This is a genomic window from Sphingomonas pollutisoli (genome assembly GCF_029167165.1).
Classification (GTDB): Bacteria; Pseudomonadota; Alphaproteobacteria; order Sphingomonadales; family Sphingomonadaceae; genus Sphingomonas; species Sphingomonas pollutisoli.
In genome coordinates this window covers 438,185-454,447 of the sequence record NZ_JARFNJ010000001.1, presented here as the reverse complement: position 1 = coordinate 454,447, position 16,263 = coordinate 438,185, and the positions used below count along the sequence as shown (strand labels likewise).

Here is a 16,263-nt window from a genome sequence, read left to right as displayed (position 1 = left end):
AAGCGCCTAGTGCGGATCGCGCCGCGGGTTTTCGGGCCGCGCGGGGTGGCCCGGCTCGGGCGGATGCGGCGGATGGGCCTGCGCGCGCTGCGCCAGCGCCTGCTGGCGCTGCTGCTGCGCGGCGGCGTGCGCCTCGGCGCGTTGCGCCTGTTCCGCCGCGCGGGCCTGTGCCGCGCGTTGCTGGGCCTGCGTGCGCTGCTGCTCGGTGGCCTGTTGACGGGCGGCCCGTGCCTGCTGCTGCGCGGCGGCGTGCGCCTGAGCACGTTGCGCTTGTTCGGCCGCGCGGGCCTGTGCGGCGCGTTGCTGGGCCTGCGCGCGCTGCTGTTCGGCGGCCTGTTGGCGGGTGGCCTGCGCCTGTTGTTGCGCGGCGGCGTGCGCCTGAGCGCGTTGCGCTTGTTCGGTCGCGCGGGCCTGCGTTGCGCGTTGTTGGGCTTGCGCGCGCTGCTGTTCGATCGCCTGCCGGCGCTCGGTCTGGGCTTGCTGGCGCTGCTGGGCAATGGCCTGCTGGCGCTCCGCCTGCGCGCGCTGGTCGGCGACCTCGCGTTGCTGGCGCGCCGCCTGCGCCTGTTGCTGCGCCTGCCGGCGCTGATCGAGATCCGCGTGGTGCTGATCGGCGCGTTGGCGCGCGGCTTGCTGCTCGGCGAGGCGCTGCTGTTGCGCCTGCTGCGCGGCGGCGTTCAGCCGCTGCTGCCGCGCGGCGAACTCTTGTTGCTGCTGGATGCGCTGTTGCTGAAGCTGCGCATCGCGTGCGATCGCGGCGTCGCGACGTTGCGCGTCCCGCGCCTGTGCCTGGAACGCGGCCTGCTGCGCGTAGAGCTGCGGCGGCGCGTCGCGACCGCCCTGCTGTTGCCAGCGATCGAAGCGCTGCGCGGCTTGCGCGCGCCGATCGCGTTCGGCGGCGAGTTGCGCGGCGCCTTCGGCATCATGGCTGGCGCGATAGGCGCGCCACGCCGCGTCCTCCGCGCGTGCGCGGTCCCAGGCGGCGCGCTGGCTGGCGATCTGCGCGCGGCGTTCGGCCCATTGCGCGGCGACGACGCCACGGCGTTCGCGCCGATCGGCGGCCACGTACAGCGCTCGCGCACGGGCGTAATACCGGGCGGCGTCATCCGCGCGGCGCTGCGCCTCGGCTGCGTCGAGCGCCCGCCCGTCGCGATAGACGGTCACGACACGCCCGCCCGAATAGCCGTAGCTATATTCGGGATCGCGCACGAGATACGGCGCGTCGTCGCCCGGCTGGTAGTAATAATAGCGATAGCCGCCGTCGACCGGTTCGGCATAGGTGCGGTAACCGCCCGCGACGTCCCAGCCATAGGGCTGGACGCCGCCATCGTAATCGAACGCGTAATCGGGCGGGGCGTCGCCGATCGTGTCGCTGATCCGATCGGCGCGGTCGATCCAGGCGTAGGTGTCCGCCGGCGGGGCGGGCGCGTAGGCGATCCGCCGCGGTATCGGCAGCGCGGCGGCGGCGGGCGCGGTACGGACCGGGGCGGCGGGGCCGCTGACGAGCGGCTGGACCTGCGGCAGCGGCGGCAGCGCCGCGGCGTTGCCGGTCGCGACAGCGGTGCCGTTGTCGGGCGCAGGGGCCTGATCGTTCCGCGTCGCCTGCGGATTGCAGGCGGCAAGCGCCAGCGCGCTCACGGTGATGAACATTTCTCGCGCTCGAAACATCTGTCATGCTCCATCGAAGGCCGAGACGGGCTCTTGAGGTCGCACAACGCGCCTGAACGCGGTCTGGCTTCATCGTTCATGCCGGGTTTGGGGCACCGCGTGCTTTGCGCGGCGGGCGATTTGGGCATAGGATGGGGTGATGAGTTCCGCTTTCTCCGCCCGCGGCGCGTTGCGCGCCGCGACTGCGGCGCATCACGAGCGGGTCGATGCCGTCTTCTCGCGCGCCGACCTGACCAACCGCGTCGATTATGCCCGTTTCCTGCAAGCGCAGGCGGGCGCCTATCTTCCGGTCGAGGCGGCGCTCGCCCGGGCCGGTGCCGCGCGGATCGTGCCCGATTGGGAGACGCGCCGCCGGGCGTCGCGGCTCACCGCCGATCTCGCCGCGCTCGGTGTCGCCGTGCCCGAAGACGAGGCGGACGTTGGGTTCGACGACGACGCGGCGGTGCTCGGCGGCGTGTACGTGCTGGAAGGATCGCGGCTCGGCGGGGCGATGCTGGCGCGCGACGTGCCCGCCGATTTCCCGAAGAGTTTTCTTGCTTCAGATCAAGTCGCGACTTGGCGTGATCTGTTAGACCTTCTTCAATATAGATTAATTTCGCCTGGCGAACGATCGTCGGCGGTCGAATCGGCGTCTCGTGTGTTCATGCTCTTCGAAAGCAGCGGGCAACGCTATCTGAGGGCGGACTGAGTGGACGAAAACGTACCGGTCGATCTGACCAATTGCGATCGCGAGCCGATCCACATCCTCGGCGCGATCCAGCCGATCGGGTTCCTGCTCGCGCTCACCGCCGATTGGATGATCGCGCGGGTCTCGGCGAACACCGCCGACTTCATCGGTTTCGCGCCCGACGATCTGATCGGGCGCCCGCTCACGGAAATCTTCGAGGCGCGGGTCGTTCATGACCTGCGCAACCGCACCGCGATGCTGCGCGGGGTCGATGCGGTCGAGCGGATGTTCGACTGCGAGATCGTCAAGGGCGGGCGCACCTTCGACGTGGCGATCCATCTGTCGGGCGGGCAGATCGTGATCGAGGCCGAGCCAGCCTCCAACGAACATGGCGATGCGACCGGCATGGTCCGCGCGATGATCGCGCGGCTTGACCAATGCGACGATTTCACCGCGTTCTTCCGCGAAGGCGCGCGCCAGATCCGCGCGTTGACCGGGTTCGACCGCGTCATGGTCTATCGCTTCGCGCCGGACGGCGCCGGCGAGGTGGTGGCGGAGGCGGTGCGCCCCGGCATCGGCCGGTTCCTGGGGCTGCATTACCCCGCCAGCGACATTCCCGCGCAGGCACGCGAACTCTACAAGCGCAACCTGCTGCGCGTCATCACCGACGTGAACGCTGCGCCGGTGCCGATCATCCCGGCACGCGACGAGGCGGGGGTGCCGCTCGACCTGTCGCTGTCGGTGCTGCGCGCGGTCTCGCGGATCCATATCGAATATCTCAAGAACATGGGCGTCGAGGCGTCGATGTCGATCTCGATCCTCGTCGACGGGAAATTGTGGGGGCTGTTCGCTTGCCACCATTATGCCCCGCTCTGCCCGTCGTTCGAGCGGCGATCGGTTAGCGAGCTGTTCGCGCAGATGTTCTCGATGCGGCTGGAAAGCCGCGAGCGGCAGGCGACGGTCGAATATGAACGGCGCGCGCGCGATATTTCGGACCAGTTGCTCGGCGCGGTCGCGTCCGATGAGACGCTGCTCAAGGATCCCGACTGGCTGGGCGACATCCTGACGCACGCGATTCCGGCCGATGGCGTGGGCGTATGGATCGCGGGCAATCACGCCTTTTCGGGCACGACGCCGCCGCTCGACGATTTCCGCCGGATCATCCGCGCGCTCAACGGCACCGCGGCGGGGAAGGTCTATGCGACCGACCATATCGCCGGGCTGGTACCGGGCGCGGAGCGTTTCGCGCCGAGCGCGGCGGGGCTGCTGGCGATCCCGATCTCGCGGTCTCCGCGCGATTACGTCGTGCTGTTCCGCTCGGAACTGGTGCGATCGGTGCGGTGGGGAGGCGATCCGCACAAGCCGGTCGAATATGGCCCCAACGGGCCACGGCTCACACCGCGCCAGAGCTTCGAGGAGTGGAAGGAGCGCGTCGAGGGGCGGTCACAGCCTTTCTCCGCGTCGGAACTGCGCGTCGCCGAGACGCTGCGGGCGACGCTGATCGAGGTTGTGCTGCGGCTCGCCGACGAGGCTTCGGCCGAGCGGCAGCAGGCGAGCGCGCGGCAGGAATTGCTGATCGCCGAACTCAACCACCGCGTCCGCAATATTCTCGGCGTGATCCGGGGGCTGATCCGTCAGTCGCAGCCTTCCGACGACGCGGTCCGGGACTATGTCAAGATGGTCGACGGGCGCATTCACGCGCTGGCGCGCGCGCACAACCAGATCACCGACGACCATTGGGGGCCGGCGCCGATCCAGGCGCTGATCGACGCCGAAGTGGCGGCGTTCGTGGATGAATATGAGCGCGTGGTGTCCGAGGGGACGCCGGTGCTGCTCAACCCGCAAGCCTATTCGACGATGGCGCTGGTGATCCACGAACTCGTCACCAACTCGACCAAATATGGCAGCCTGTCGGTGCCGAAGGGGCAGGTGCGGATCGGCTGGCGGCGCGACGAGAATGACGATCTCGTCATCACCTGGCAGGAAAGCGGCGGTCCGCAGGTGCGGGCGCCGACGCGCAAGGGCTTCGGCACAACGATCATCGACCGTTCGGTGCCCTATGATCTCGGCGGGACGGCTCGGATCGCGTACGATCCCGATGGCGTCGAGGCGCATTTCCGCATTCCCGCGCGCCACGTCTCGCAGGCGAAAAGCGTCGCCGGGCCGGCGATCCGCTATCCGCGCCCGGCGCCCGGCCACCCGCAGGCGCCGCCGGACAAGGTGCTGGCGGGGTTCGACGTGCTGCTGGTCGAGGACAGTCTCATCATCGCGCTCGACGCCGAGGATATCGCGACCCGGCTCGGCGCCGAGACGGTGACGACGGTGGCGACCGTCGAAGGAGCGCTCGACGCGATCGAGCAGCACGCGCCCGGCGTGGCGATGCTCGACATCAATCTCGGCGATCGCAACAGCTTCCCCGTGGCCGACCGGTTGATGGCGCTGGGCGTGCCGTTCGTATTCGCGACCGGCTATGGCGAGCAGGCGCAACTGCCGGAGGACCATCGCGGGCGCAGCGTGGTGCAAAAGCCTTATACGCTGGAGAATGTCGCGCGGGCGCTCGACGCGCTGATCGCCAGCCACCGCGGCGGGTGAGGTTCGCGGAACCGGGGCGGTTCGCCCTCACCCTTCGCGCCGGGTGTCGCCGGGCGGATGGAAGGGTGAGGGCGGCCCGTGCTCATGGCGTATCGGTCAGAACGCCGCGCTGACCGAGAACAGCACCTTGCCCGACGCGATCGACTTTCCATCCTTGGTGCTGGAGAAGTTCGGCTGGAGGTACAGCGAATCGCGCCATTTGATGTCGGTGCCGACGAAGGCGATGCCGAGCGTGACCGGCGACAGCACGTAATCGGCGCCGACGAGATAATCGACATAGCTGCCGGTCGGCGTGACGCTGGTGCCGTTGGGGCCGAGGCCGGGGTTGCCGTTCGAATAGCCGACATGGCCCTTCACGGTGAGCGCGGTGTTCGGCACGCCCACGGCGGCATCGCCCCACACATAGAGATTGTCCTCCTTGTCGCCGATCCGGCTTTCGGGGGTGTTGCTCCAGTTGCCGAGCGCCTGCTGTTCGGGGGCATAGGCGACACCGATCAGCGCCGAGACGGGCCCGAGCGTGTGGCTGAGCTTGACATAAGGCTCGGCGAAGTCGGTCTTGTCGCTGCCGCCGGGATACATGTACCAGGTGAGGCCGACATCGACGGTGGTGCCGCCGAAGCTGTGCTTGTAGCCGCCGACCACGTCGAGTTCCATGTTGGCGCCGCCGAACTGGCCCCAGCCGGCGAGGTTCGACGCCCACAGCGCCGCGTAGAAGCCGCTTTCATGCGTCGCGGTGAGGCCACCCTGGATCGCCATCTGCTTGTCGGTCTGCGAGACGCCGCGGAAGCGATAGTCGCTGACGAGCGCGACACTGCCCGAGACGGTGATCGGCTTGGGCGGCGCTTCTTCCTGTGCGAAGGCAGGGGCCGCCGCACACAGCGAGGCGACGAGCGCGATTGCGTATTTCATTGGAAGACCTTCCCCTTTTATCGGTGAACGTCCCCGCCTGCGCCCGCGCGGTGCTGCCTCTCGATCTAAGGTCGGGGCGGCATCCGCTGCGGGAGCCTAGGATGTGACAGGCCAGCTTGGCCGAAGCGTTGCCGCTTCATGACAAAACGTGTCTGGGGGAGGCGGCCCATATGGACCACCTCCCCCAGTGTCTTCGCGAAAATGTGTAGGAACCGAACCGTTCGGCACGAACGGTTCGGTATATGCCCTACGCGGCCAGCCGGTGCAGGTGCGCCGAGGAGCCGAGCAGTTCGACCTCCATGCCGCGCTTGCGCTGCCGACCGAGCCACTCGCGCAGCAGTTCGGCGCAGCTATGGTCGATCGCCGGCACCTTGTGGAGCTCGAGCGTCAGCGGCTTGCCTTCGGGCAGAGCGTCGAGCGCCTTGTTGAGCTTGGGCACGCTGAGGAAGGTCGCCGCGCCGTCGAGCCGCACGTGGCTGCGTTCGGCGCTGTGGTTGGTATCGACCTTGAGGTTGAGGCGACGGACATGCGGCGCCAGTTCGATCAGCGAGAGCGCGAGCCCGGCGAGCACGCCGGTCAGCAGATCGGTCGTCACCACCAGCACGAAGGTCGCCGCCCAGATCAGCGCCGGCAACACGCCGTAATGCGCGAACAGATGCTGGACGTGCTTGAGGCTGATGAGCCGGGCGCCCGTCACCACCAGCACGCCGCCGAGCGCCGCCATCGGGATTTCACGCAGCAGCCACGGCAGCAGCGCGACGAAGCCGAGAATCCAGACGCCGTGCAGCACGGTCGACAAGCGCGTGGTCGCGCCGGCCTGGACGTTGGCCGAGCTGCGCACGATCACGCCGGTCATCGGCAGCGCGCCGGCGGCGCCGCACAGCAGGTTGCCGATGCCCTGCGCGCGCAGTTCCTTATTATAGTCGGTGCGAACGCCATCGTGCATGCGATCGACCGCCGCCGCCGACAGCAACGTCTCGGCGCTGGCGATGAAGGCGATCGCGACAGCGCTCAGCAGAAGCGCCGGGTTCGCGAACAGCGGGGCGAGGAAGCCATCGTCCGGCACCGCCACCGCCGCGACGATCGATTCAGGAACGCTCACGCGCACCACGTTGAGGCTGGCGAGCCAGGCGACCAGCGTCGCGCCGACCACGCCGATCAGTGCGCCGGGCACGAGCTTCATCGATGCCGGGCGCAGCTTCTCCCAGCCGATCATCAGCGCGATGGTGAGCAGCCCGATGCCGAGCGCGATCTCGGTGCCCGCCATGTTGGTGGGATCGAGACCCATCACGCGGCCGGGCACGGCGGCGAGATTGGCGAGGCCGTTCGACAGCGGCTTCGCGTCGAACAGGGTGTGGAACTGGCCGACCACGATCAGCGCGCCGATACCGGCGAGCATCCCGTGCACCACCGCGGGCGAGATCGCACGGAACCAGCCGCCGAGCTGGAGCACGCCGGCGACGAGCTGGAACAGCCCGGCCAGCACGAGGATCGGGCCGAGCGCTGAGAGGCCGTGATCGCGCACCAGTTCGAACACGATCACGGCAAGGCCCGCCGCCGGGCCGCTCACCTGGAGCGGCGATCCGGCGAGCAGGCCGACGACGATGCCGCCGATGATCCCGGTGACGAGGCCCTTCTCGGGCGGCACGCCCGATGCGATCGCGATGCCCATGCACAGCGGCATCGCGACGAGGAAGACCACGATCGACGCCGCGAAATCGCGGGTCATCCAGCCTTTGGGGTTATCGGCGGCGGTGGTCATTCCGCTGCCTCGGGCAGCGCGAAGTCGGCGGCGAGACGCTGCGCCGCGGCGTGCGCGACCGGCAGCGGCGAGCCTTCGCGCATCGGCACGAAGCGCCCGGTGGTGCCGTCGAGACCAAGCACCTGGCCGGCGTGGATATCGACCAGCCAGCCGTGCAGCGAGATTTCACCCCGTGCGATGCCCGCGGCGACCGAGGGATGCGTGCGCAGATGCGCGATCTGGGCGACGACGTTCTCGAGCGCGATCGCGTGGACTCGCTCCGACGGCGACAGCTCGGAATAGCCGCTCGATACGACGCTCTCCGCGGCGGCCGAATGCTTGAGCCACGAGGCGACGTTGGGCATCGCATCGAGCCCCTTCGGATTCGCGACCGCCTTCATCGCGCCGCAATCCGAATGGCCACACACGATGATGTCGCGCACGCCGAGCGCCATGACGGCATATTCGACCGTTGCCGAAACGCCGCCGAGCATCTCGCCATAAGGCGGCACGATGTTGCCGGCGTTGCGGCAGACGAACAGGTCGCCAGGGTTCGCCTGCAGCACCTGCTCGGGCACGATGCGCGAATCGGCGCAGGAGATCATCAGGGCCTTGGGGCTCTGGCCATCGCGGACGAGCTGGCCGAACAAGGCGCTCTGGTTGGGGAACACCGTCTTTTCGAAGCTAAAGACGCGCCCGATCAATTCGTTCATTGTCGCACTCCTTTTGGAACGCGCACACACGGAGGTGCGCCAAGCTCCCAAGATACGGGTGCAATCTTGCTGCGACGCGGCGACGCCGTGACAAAGTGTTTCCGACGGGCGACGTCGCTAATCCGGTCGCCGGACAGCAAAAACCCCGGCCGCAGGGCGGCCGGGGTTTTGTCGAATCTCCAGCTTGCATCGCCAAGGATTCCGCCGGATCGCTCCGGACTTAAGCCTGATATCCGCCATGGCAGACAGCGCAGGAACTCGCCCGATATAGCGCACAACTGGCGATTTTCAATGACCGATGCCGAGCGCGCATCGCGTCGCGTGTAGTAGGGCAAGAACGTCTTCGTCCGAGACCTGGATTTGCACATATCGCCTCGCCCCTGTCACGGGATGCCGCGTGTGCGGCAAGTTCAGGCGGGCGTAGCCAACCGTTGCGAGCATATCGCACTTGGCCCACCGTGGGCCGTCGCCCCACGGCGGTGGAAGTGTCAACTCCAGCCTATGATGCCACGGCTCTTCGGCGTGCGGTGCTGTGGTCGAGAGGGGAACGACCGTCACAAGATCGTTACGGCGTTTGAGTTTGGGCGAGATCGTGACGGCGAGCCGGCGCTTGACCATCTCCGGTTCACGGAAGCCGGTGGAATAGTCGCAGACGACGATCGTGCCGGGCTCCGGATGAAATGGCAGAGGCATTGCCAAAACGTAACGGTCTGTCGATCTCCGGTAAATCTTCGATGCGACTGCTTCTATTCGGTTCGTTTCAATAGGATCGTCGCGGTCAGCCCGCCGCCCATGCGGTTCGCCAGCGTCAGCGTGCCGCCTTCGGCTTCGACCGCGCGCGCGACGATGGCGAGGCCGAGGCCCATGCCCTTGGTGTTGCGCGCGCGGGCTTCGTCGAGCCGGACGAAAGGGGTGAGCACGTCGCGAATCCGCTCCGGCGGAATGCCGGGGCCGTCATCCTCGACGATGACGCATATGTTGGTCGCGTCGGCTTCGAGGCGGACGCGCGCGCGCTCGCCATAATGGAGCGCGTTCTCGACGAGATTGGCGATCGCGCGGCGCATCGCCGAGGCGCGCACGCGCAGTTCGAGATGATCGGGGCCGTCGTAGCTGGCGTCGAGCCCCCGATCGGCGGCATTGTCTACCAGCGTCGCCACCAACACCGCGAGATCGGTGAGCGCGGGCTTTTCCGGGTCGCTCTGGCCGCCGAAGAAGGCGAGCAATGAGCCGAGCATCTCGCTCATCTCGGCGACGTCCTCGGCGAGTTCGGCGCGCAGTTCCGGGTCGTCTATGCCTTCGAGACGCAGGTGCAGCCGCGCGAGCGGCGTGCGCAGATCGTGGCCGACCGCCGCCAGCGCCTGTGTGCGGCTCTCGATCAGCTCGTGGATACGGTCCTGCATCTCGTTGAACGCATGGATCAGGCTGCGGATTTCCGCCGAGCCTTCTTCCGCGATCGGCGCGCGCTGGCCGAGGCCGACGTGATGCGACGCGCGGATCAGCCCGCGCAGCGGCCGCAATGTCGAGCGGATCAGCAGCCCCGCCAGCATCGCGAGCAGGATTGCGGGCAGCAGCGCGCGCAGGATTCGGTCGTAGGACGGATTGAACGCGCTGGTGATGCCGCGCATCTGGAAGGTCATCCAGCTTCCGTCGGCAAGCCGCAGGTCGCCGATGACGATTGAACCATCCTGATGCAGCGCCGGCAGGTGCAATCGAAGGTTCGAGCGAGCCAGATCCGGCTCCCACGCGACGATCTGCGCCTGCATGCTGCCCAGGTGCGGGCGGAACGCGTTGCCGCCGGGATCGGTGCTGCTCCAGCCGATCCGGTAGCGATCGGTCGCCAGTTCGCGCGCGATCCGCACACGCTGGCTTTGCGGCCATTCGTTGAGCAATTTGCGCGAGACGACGAGATGTTCGGCGAGGCGGTTGGCCTCGTCCTCGCGCAGCGACAGTTCGGACGCGCGCTCGTACAACAAGGTGCTCGCGCCGAATTCGACGACGATCGTCAGCAGCAGGATGACGAGCAGCCGCCCAAGCAGGCCGATCGAGATGCGTCGCGCGAGGCTCAGGACCGCGTCACCCCGGCGCGCAACATATAGCCAATGCCGCGCACCGTGACGATCGGCGCGTCCTGCCCGGTCGCGGAGAGCTTGCGGCGCAACCGGCTGACCAGCACGTCGATGCTGCGGTCCGAGCTTTCGCCGAGCCGCGTGCGCGACAGCTCGATCAGCCGCTCGCGCGCGATCACGCGCTGCGGCTGGGCGATGAAGGTCGCGAGCAGATCGAATTCGGCGCCGGTCAACTCGACGGTCGCGCCGCTCGCCGCGCGCAATTCGCGGCGCGGGAAATTGACCGTCCAGCCGTCGAAATGCGCCTCGTCCTGGCGCTCGACCCCGCCTAGGCTCTCGCTGCCCGACCGGCGGCGCAGCACCGCGCGCACCCGCGCGATCAGCTCGCGCGTGCCGAACGGCTTGGCGAGATAATCGTCGGCGCCGAGTTCGAGGCCCATCACCCGGTCCTCCTCGCTGCCGCGCGCGCTGACGAAGATGATCGGCACGTCGCTCTTGCGGCGGATCTGCCGGCACAGATCGATGCCGTTGGTGCCGGGCAGCATGATGTCGAGCACGATCAGGTCGGCGGGCACGTTGTCGAACGCGATCCACAGCTCGGGCGCGGAGCCGGCGGTGTGGACGGCATAGCCGTTCTCGCGCAGCGCGCGTGCGGTGAGGGTGCGCAGCGGCGGGTCGTCTTCGACCAGGATGATGACGGGTTCGCTCACGCGGCGGCGGATCGTTGAAACGCAAACATACCGCAAGGTCTAGGCGCGAAGGGGCGGGCGATCAACGGCCACGCCGCCGCCCGGGCGGGGTGTGCGACAATGAGCAATATTTTGTCACGTTCGCGCAAATGACGGGAGAGGTACGCGCCATGTTTCAACACGAACCGGACAGGTGCGGGCAAAGCCGGCGCGCTATCTTGGCGCTCATACTTGGTATGAGAGGATTGCCCGTGATTTCGATGAAGTTCGCCCTGCTCCCGCTTGCGCTGATCGCCGCCCCCGCCGCGGCGCAATCGCTGTCCGACACGCACCAGATGCGCTGGGCGCCGGCCGGCAAGACCACGCCGCTGGTGAGCTATCACCCCAACAAGCGCGGCTGCGCGCCGGCCGCCGCCCCGCTGCACCTGTCGGGCAAGACCCCGCACATGGCCGCGGCTCCGGCGGTGTGCGGCAAGGCGCTCGCCAGCGCCGAGCGCACGGCGGAGATCGCCGCGACCAACTGATCGCAAGGGCCCGCAGAGGTCCGTCGACGCGTCGGCGCGCATCCGTGCGTCGGCGCGTTTTGCCGTCGGCTATGCCTCGTCGCCGATTTCGAGCAATTCGGGGCGGATATGGATCGCGGTCAGCGACATATGGACTTCGACGAGAAACGAGATCAGCCCGGCGATGAGCAAGATCATCGCGAGGATGAACGAGACCGCGACCGCGGTGCCGATATGCAGCTTGAACAGCACCGCGACGAACAGGATCGCGACGACGGTGCAGGTCATCACCGCGCTCGACACGGTGAGGACGAGCGCGCGGTTGATGACGTTGATGCGCTTGTCGAGGATGCGCAGCTCCCACACGTGACGATCATGTTCCGGCCCGGCGGAGCGCGGGTGCAGCGCCTCGAGATCACGCGCGCGATCGACCACGCGCGACAGCCGCCCGGCCAACACGTTGAGCAGCGATCCGATGCCCGCCAGCATGAAGATCGGCGAGAGCGAAAGCTGAATCGCCTGCGCGATCGTATGGATCGGCGGCAGCGCGTTCGGGAGGGCGTTCATGGCGCCCGTGTGTGCAAGCGGCGTGCGTGATGTGCAAGTCCGCTTGCGCGAAATGAAGGTGTCCGCTTCGAAGGCCGGGGATCATTCGCGCCGATAGCGGAAGTACCACACCTCATGCCCCTGACGGCGCGCCTTGCGTTCGTAGCGGGTCTCGGGCCAGTCGGCGGGGCGTTCGAGGAAATCGCGGGCGGTCTCCGCGAGCCAGGTGAAATCGCGGCGCTGGTTCATCACCATCATGGCCCAGCGGCAATATGTCGGGTCGTCGGTGCCGAGGCGGAACTCGCCGCCGGGTTTGAGCTTGGTGGCGATCAGGTCGAGCGGGCCGTGGTTGACCATGCGGCGCTTGGCGTGGCGCGCCTTGCGCCACGGATCGGGGTGCAACAGGTAGAGCCGGTCGAGCGATGCGTCGGGCAGCCGCTCGACGACTTCGAGCGCGTCGCCCATGTGCAGCCGCACGTTTTCCAGCGCGCCGTCACGGATGTGGTTGAGCGCGCCGACCACGCCGTTGAGGAACGGCTCGCAGCCGATGAAGCCGTGGGCCGGGCGCATCGCGGCCTGGCCGGCGAGATGCTCGCCCGCGCCGAAGCCGATCTCCAACTCCAGCGGGCGGTCATCACCGAACAGGGTGCGCGCATCGATCGGACCGGCGTCGGGCACGCTCACGCGCGGCAGAAGATCCTCGACCAGCGCGGACTGGCCCTGCCGCAATTTGTGGCCCTGGCGGCGGCCGTACAGGCGGCGGATAGTAGTGGGGTCGTTCATGATCGCGCGGCGATAGCGAAGCCGTCGCGCCGCGTCACCCTCGCTGCGGAGACAATCGCGCGGCCAGCCGTTGCGCTCCACACGACAGGGAGGACGGGTTTTGGCGGAAGAGACAGGCGGCGTCGACGAGCTCAAGGCGGCGAACGCGAAGGAATTGCACAGGGCGATCCGCGAGGAGGGCGAGGATGAGTTGCGCCGTCCGCTCGCATCGCTGTTCTGGTCGGGCATCGCGGCTGGGCTGGCGATCAACGCGTCGCTGCTGGCGGAAGGCGTGCTCTACCAGAAACTGCCGATGGGCGCGTGGCGCGAGCTGGTGGTGGCGATGGGCTATCCGGTCGGCTTCCTGATCGTGATTCTCGGGCGGATGCAGTTGTTTACCGAAAGCACGATCACTGCGGTGTTGCCGCTGGTGAGCGACCCGACCCGCGAATCGCTGCTGCGCACGCTGCGGCTGTGGGGCGTGGTGCTCGGCGCCAATCTGATCGGCACCGCGACCGGCGCGGCGGTGATTGCGTTCGGCGGGCTCGGTTCGGCGGGCGCGCACGATGCGATGATCGCGGTGGCGCTGCCGATCCTCGAACATTCGCCGTTCGCGACCTTGGTCAATGCGGTGCCCGCCGGCTTCCTGATCGCAATCCTCGCCTGGTCGCTGCCCAATGCGCGCGAGCAATCCTTCCTCGTGATTTTCGCGGTGACATGGGTGGTGGCAATCGGCGGGTTCTCGCATTCGGTGGTCGGGTCGAGCGAGGCGTTCCTGCTGTTCTACTCGGGCCACGCAGATGCACTGCGCACCGTGTTCGGGCTGATCGTGCCGGCGGTGGCGGGCAATCTGATCGGCGGCGCCGGCATCTTCGCGCTGCTCGCGCACGGGCAGGTGCGCGGCGAGATGACCGAGGAGATGCGCCGCAGCAAGAAAGCCGCTCGCCGCCAGCGGCGGTTGGAGCGGCGGGGTCTGCGCAGCGCAAAGCTTACTTGAGGCTGTCGCTGTTCACCTGGACGTTCCGCTTTTTGCCCCAGGTGGTCGTGCGAGAGGCATAGGGTTCGCTGTTGACGATCGCGACAGCCTGATCGGGCGGGGGCAGGCGGTCGCGCCCGGCATAGGAGGTCGTCGCCGCGACATCGTTGAGGGTCAGCGACCAGACTGCTGCGGCCTCGCCCTTGTCCTTGCCGAGCAGGGCCGTGATCGGATCGGGGCTGACCCAAATGCCGCGCCCGGCGTCGGTCAGCGCGATGAGATACTGGTCGGTCGTATCGCTTGGCCGATAGACGCCGTGTGCCTTCAGCGCGGGATAGCTCGCGGTATCGCGGCACCATACGAACGGCGACGGCGGTGGCGTATACTTGGTTTTCTTCGCCGCATCGTGGCCGACGCTGGCGAGCAGCCCGGCGAACAGGCTCGACGCCATCGCATTCTCTCCCTTGACCGCCTTCGCCGGGCCGGTCAGCGCGAGCGGGGCGGTGCAATCGGCAATCGGTTCGGCGGCCGGCTGGGGCTCGATCTGGCGGGGCCAGCCCAGTGCAGCGATCGCGCCGCGCAGCCGCGTATCGATCGCATCGGCGTCGATCGTCGTCGAGGAGTAGCGCAGTTCGACATACCAGTCGGGGCCGAGCGGGAAAAAGGCCATCGCGGTGCTGCGATACGGCCCCCGCATCGGGCGATAGCTGGCGATCAGCCCGCTGGCGGTGGTTTGCCCCGGCGGCGTGAAGGCGGCGGCTGGTTTGGCGATGGTTAGCCCGCCATAGGTGTCGCGCTGCTCCACGATCCGCGCCACGCGATCGAACCAGACCGGCACCGATCCGGCCACGTTGCGGAACACGAAGACGGTGATGTCCTCGCTCGAATTCGGCGTGCCGAAGTTGAAGGCTTCGTCGAGATGATCGGGCGCGAAGGCGTTGGCGGAAATGCGTGGCAAGCCGTCGAGCGCGGCGGGAATGACAAGGCCAGATGGCGCGTGCCGATAGGGCCTGTCGGCGGGGATCGCCAGTTCCGGCGGCTTCTGCTGCGCCGACGCGATGAGCGGCACCGCGACGGCGACGATCGACAATACTGCCAAAACGAAACGCATGAAAAAGCCCCCCGGAGTCTCTGCTCCGGGAGGCTAATCCCTTCACGCGAAAAGCGAAATGGCGTTACGCCACTGCCGCCTTGAGCGCATCGACCAGATCGGTCTTTTCCCAGGTGAAGCTGTCGCCTTCGGGTTTGCGGCCAAAGTGACCGTAGGACGCGGTCTTCTGATAGATCGGGGCGTTGAGCTTGAGGTGTTCGCGAATGCCCTTGGGGGTGAGGCGGACCAGCTTGGGCAGCACTTCCTCGATCTTGGCTTCGGGAACGGTGCCGGTGCCGTGCAGGTCGACGTACAGCGACAGCGGCTCGGCGATGCCAATCGCATAGGAAAGCTGGATCGTGCAGCGGCGCGCGAGACCGGCGGCGACGACGTTCTTCGCCATGTAGCGCGCGACATAGGCGGCCGAGCGATCGACCTTGGTGGGGTCTTTGCCGCTGAACGCGCCGCCGCCGTGCGGCGAAGCGCCGCCGTAGGTGTCGACGATGATCTTGCGTCCGGTCAGGCCGGCGTCGCCATCGGGGCCGCCGATCTCGAAGCGGCCGGTCGGGTTGACGTAGATCTTGGTCTCGTCGGTGATGAAGCCTTCCGGCAGTACCTCATGGAACACGCCGACCACATAATCGCGCAGTTCCTGATATTTGGCTGCGTCGCTGCCCTCGCCGCCATCGTCGAAATAGCCCGGAGCATGCTGGGTCGAGACGACCAGCGCGGTCGCCCGCACCGGCACTTCGTTCTCATACTGGAGCGTCACCTGGCTCTTGGCGTCGGGTTCGAGGAACGGCACGACCTTGTTGTGGCGGTCCGACGCGAGCTTCTCGAGGATGCGGTGCGAGTAATAGAGCGTGGCGGGCAGCAGATCGGGGGTCTCGTCGGTCGCATAACCGAACATGATGCCCTGATCGCCGGCGCCTTCGTCCTTGTTGCCGCTCTCATCGACGCCCTGCGCGATGTGCGCGGACTGGCCGTGCAGGTTGTTCTCGAAGCGGAAGGTCTCCCAGTGGAAGCCGTCCTGCTCATAGCCGATCCGCTTCACGGTCGCGCGGACGGCCGCCTCGATCTCTTCCTGCGCGCCCGGCGCCCAGGCACCATTCTCGTACACGCCCTTGCAGCGGATTTCGCCGGCGAGCACGACCAACTGCGTGGTGGTCAGCGTTTCGCAGGCGATGCGAGCATAGGGGTCTTTCGACAGGAACAGATCGACCACCGCATCGGAAATCTGGTCGGCGACCTTGTCGGGATGGCCCTCCGAGACCGATTCGGAGGTGAACAGGAACGAAGCACGCATCAATCTGGCCCTTTGCTGGCGCGGTGCCGGAATCC

Annotated in this window: 15 protein-coding genes; 4 read left to right on the top strand and 11 right to left on the bottom strand. The window is 67.7% G+C overall.

Annotated features, from left to right (window positions below; translation table 11 throughout):
* Window positions 1-6: 6 nt before the first annotated feature.
* Complete coding sequence (locus tag PX554_RS02120; protein WP_275498547.1) at window positions 7-1,668, bottom strand: hypothetical protein; 1,662 nt, start codon at window positions 1,666-1,668, stop codon at window positions 7-9.
* A gap of 139 nt (window positions 1,669-1,807) precedes the next feature.
* On the opposite strand from PX554_RS02120, the gene PX554_RS02115 reads away from it, so the two are divergent.
* Window positions 1,808-2,356, top strand: a complete 549-nt coding sequence (locus tag PX554_RS02115) for a biliverdin-producing heme oxygenase (RefSeq protein ID WP_275498546.1) — start codon at window positions 1,808-1,810, stop codon at window positions 2,354-2,356.
* A complete protein-coding gene (locus PX554_RS02110) occupies window positions 2,357-4,927 on the top strand; it encodes an HWE histidine kinase domain-containing protein (RefSeq protein ID WP_093225145.1) in 2,571 nt (856 codons plus the stop codon).
* A 96-nt stretch (window positions 4,928-5,023) separates the two neighbouring features.
* On the opposite strand, the gene PX554_RS02105 is transcribed toward PX554_RS02110, so the two are convergent.
* The 6 genes from PX554_RS02105 to PX554_RS02080 all read right to left on the bottom strand — a co-directional run bounded on the left by PX554_RS02105 (window position 5,024) and on the right by PX554_RS02080 (window position 11,066).
* Window positions 5,024-5,836 carry a TorF family putative porin gene (locus PX554_RS02105; RefSeq protein WP_275498543.1) on the bottom strand — a complete coding sequence of 271 codons (813 nt, stop codon included), beginning with the start codon at window positions 5,834-5,836 and terminating at the stop codon, window positions 5,024-5,026.
* 247 nt (window positions 5,837-6,083) lie between these two features.
* The gene (locus PX554_RS02100; protein ID WP_275498541.1) at window positions 6,084-7,598 is read right to left on the bottom strand and encodes a SulP family inorganic anion transporter; all 1,515 of its coding nucleotides are present in this window, start codon (window positions 7,596-7,598) and stop codon (window positions 6,084-6,086) included.
* Window positions 7,595-8,290 carry a carbonic anhydrase gene (locus PX554_RS02095; protein ID WP_093225150.1) on the bottom strand — a complete coding sequence of 232 codons (696 nt, stop codon included), beginning with the start codon at window positions 8,288-8,290 and terminating at the stop codon, window positions 7,595-7,597. The genes PX554_RS02100 and PX554_RS02095 overlap by 4 nt, the downstream gene beginning before the upstream one ends.
* Window positions 8,291-8,578: 288 nt before the next feature.
* Window positions 8,579-8,983, bottom strand: a complete 405-nt coding sequence (locus tag PX554_RS02090) for a type II toxin-antitoxin system PemK/MazF family toxin (RefSeq protein WP_275498539.1) — start codon at window positions 8,981-8,983, stop codon at window positions 8,579-8,581.
* Between the two features lie 53 nt (window positions 8,984-9,036).
* The gene (locus PX554_RS02085) at window positions 9,037-10,356 is read right to left on the bottom strand and encodes an ATP-binding protein (protein ID WP_275498954.1); all 1,320 of its coding nucleotides are present in this window, start codon (window positions 10,354-10,356) and stop codon (window positions 9,037-9,039) included.
* Complete coding sequence (locus PX554_RS02080; RefSeq protein ID WP_093225153.1) at window positions 10,353-11,066, bottom strand: response regulator transcription factor; 714 nt, start codon at window positions 11,064-11,066, stop codon at window positions 10,353-10,355. The genes PX554_RS02085 and PX554_RS02080 overlap by 4 nt, the downstream gene beginning before the upstream one ends.
* A 239-nt stretch (window positions 11,067-11,305) precedes the next feature.
* Here PX554_RS02080 and PX554_RS02075 point away from each other — a divergent pair, with 239 nt between their 5' ends.
* Window positions 11,306-11,569 (top strand): hypothetical protein, encoded by a 264-nt coding sequence (locus PX554_RS02075; protein WP_275498536.1) that lies wholly within the window; start codon window positions 11,306-11,308, stop codon window positions 11,567-11,569.
* Between the two features lie 69 nt (window positions 11,570-11,638).
* On the opposite strand, the gene PX554_RS02070 is transcribed toward PX554_RS02075, so the two are convergent.
* The gene (locus PX554_RS02070; protein WP_093225156.1) at window positions 11,639-12,115 is read right to left on the bottom strand and encodes a DUF2721 domain-containing protein; all 477 of its coding nucleotides are present in this window, start codon (window positions 12,113-12,115) and stop codon (window positions 11,639-11,641) included.
* Between the two features lie 81 nt (window positions 12,116-12,196).
* Window positions 12,197-12,877, bottom strand: coding sequence for a tRNA (guanosine(46)-N7)-methyltransferase TrmB (gene trmB / locus PX554_RS02065; protein WP_093225466.1), 681 nt, complete (start codon window positions 12,875-12,877; stop codon window positions 12,197-12,199).
* A gap of 100 nt (window positions 12,878-12,977) precedes the next feature.
* Between trmB and PX554_RS02060 the strand changes: the two genes are divergently transcribed.
* A complete protein-coding gene (locus PX554_RS02060) occupies window positions 12,978-13,853 on the top strand; it encodes a formate/nitrite transporter family protein (protein ID WP_093225157.1) in 876 nt (291 codons plus the stop codon).
* On the opposite strand, the gene PX554_RS02055 is transcribed toward PX554_RS02060, so the two are convergent.
* Entirely contained in the window at window positions 13,846-14,943 is a 1,098-nt protein-coding gene (locus tag PX554_RS02055; protein WP_275498531.1) for a hypothetical protein, read from the bottom strand. The genes PX554_RS02060 and PX554_RS02055 overlap by 8 nt on opposite strands.
* A 64-nt stretch (window positions 14,944-15,007) precedes the next feature.
* Entirely contained in the window at window positions 15,008-16,228 is a 1,221-nt protein-coding gene (gene metK, locus PX554_RS02050) for a methionine adenosyltransferase (RefSeq protein WP_093225161.1), read from the bottom strand.
* Window positions 16,229-16,263 lie beyond the last annotated feature (35 nt).